The organism is Roseateles sp. GW821-FHT09B06, from assembly GCF_059418245.1.
On the sequence record NZ_JBWKPM010000059.1, the window covers coordinates 1 to 1,991 of the forward strand.

A 1,991-nucleotide genomic window follows, 5' to 3' on the forward strand; every position below is an offset into this window, starting at 1 on the left:
CTGACCAGCGCCCAGATCGGCGCGCTGAGCACCGACAACATCCAGGCCCTGACCTCGGCCCAGGCCGCGGTCCTGAGCTCCGCCCAGGTGGCCGGCCTGAAGTCCGACCAGATCGCCGCGCTCGAATCCGACGATCTGAAGGCCCTGTCCACCGCAGCCGTCCGTGCCCTCGGCACGGCCCAGCTGGCCGCGCTCGAATCCGACCAGATCGCCGCGCTGAGTTCGGCACAGGTTGCCTCGCTGACGACCGGCCAGATCGCCGGCCTCGGCAGCGACGACCTGAACGCCCTGACCTCGGCCCAGTTCGCCGCCTTGAGCTCGGCCCAGGTGGCCGCCATCGGCACCGCCGCCATCTCCAGCCTGACCAGTGACGACCTGGTCGCACTTGGCTCGGCCGGTGCCCGCGCGCTGACCAGCGCCCAGCTTGGTGCCTTGAGCACCGACAACGTCCAGGCCCTGACCTCGGCCCAGGCCGCGGCCCTGAGCTCCGCCCAGGTGGCCGGCCTGAAGACCGAGCAGGTCGCCGCGCTCGAGTCCGACGACCTGAAGGCGCTGTCGACCGCCGCCATCCGCGCGCTCGGCACCGCCCAGTTGGCCGCGCTCGAATCCGACCAGATTGCCGCACTGTCCAGCACCCAGATCGCCTCGCTGACGACCGGCCAGATCGCCGGCCTGGGCAGCGATGACCTGAATGCCCTGACCTCGGCCCAGTTCGCCGCCTTGAGCTCGGCCCAGGTGGCCGCCATCGGCACCGCCGCCATCTCCAGCCTGACAAGCGACGACCTGGTGGGCCTCGGATCCTCTGGCATCCGCTCGCTGACCAGCGCCCAACTCGGCGCGCTGAGCACCGACAACATCCAGGCCCTGACCACGGCCCAGGCCGCTCAGCTGAGCTCGGCGCAAGTTGCCGGCCTGAAAAGCGATCAGATCGCCCAGCTGGAATCGGATGATCTGCGCGCGCTGAGCACCGCCGCGCTGCGCGGTCTCAGCTCGGCCATGATCGATGCACTGAGCTCCGATCAGATCGCCGCGCTGACCACCAGCCAGTTGGCCTCGCTGTCCATCACCCCCACAAACCAGGTGGCCGGCCTGTCCAGCGATGACATCAAGGCCCTGACCACCGCACAGGCCGCGGCCCTGACCTCGAGCCAGGTCGCCGGCTTCGGTACCGCACAGGTCGCGGCTTTCGATACCGACGACCTGCGTGTCCTGGGCAGCGCCCAGTTGCGTGCCCTGAGTACGGCCCAACTGGCCGCGCTGGACTCCGACCAGATCGGCGCCCTCAGCTCCGCACAAGTGGCCTCGCTCAGCACCGGCCAGATCGCCGGCCTGGGCAGCGACGACCTGAACGCCCTGACCTCGGCCCAGTTCGCCGCGCTCGGCTCGGCGCAGATCGCCGCGATCAGCACCGCCTCGATCTCGACGCTGACCAGCGACGACGTGGTCGGCCTGGGCAGCGCCGGTGTCCGCTCGCTGACCAGCGCGCAACTGGGTGCCTTGAGCACCGACAACATCCAGGCCCTGACCTCGGCCCAGGCCGCGGTCCTGAGTTCGGCGCAGGTCGCCGGCCTGAAGTCCGACCAGATCGCCGTGCTCGAGTCCGATGACCTGAAGTCGCTCTCGACCGCCGCGATCCGTGCGCTGAGCACCGCGCAACTGGCCGCGCTGGACTCCGACCAGATCGGCGCCTTGGGCACCGCCCAGGTTGCCTCGCTGACGACCGGCCAGATCGTCGGCCTGGGCAGCGATGACCTGAATGCCCTGACCTCGGCCCAGTTTGCCGCCTTGAGCTCGGCCCAGGTGGCTGCCATCGGCACAGCCGCCATCTCCAGCCTGACCAGCGACGACCTCGTTGGCCTGGGCTCGGCCGGCGTGCGTGCCCTGACCAGCGCACAGATCGGCGCGCTGAGCACTGACAACGTGCAGGCCCTGACCTCGGCGCAGGCCGCCGTGCTCAGCTCGGCCCAGGTCGCCGGCCTGAAGTCCGACCA

The 1,991-nt window shown here is 70.4% G+C and carries 1 pseudogene; it reads left to right on the forward strand.

The annotated features are described in order from the left end of the window. Window positions 1-1,991, forward strand: a pseudogene (locus AC07OQ_RS24400) (heme utilization protein); the annotation flags it as partial.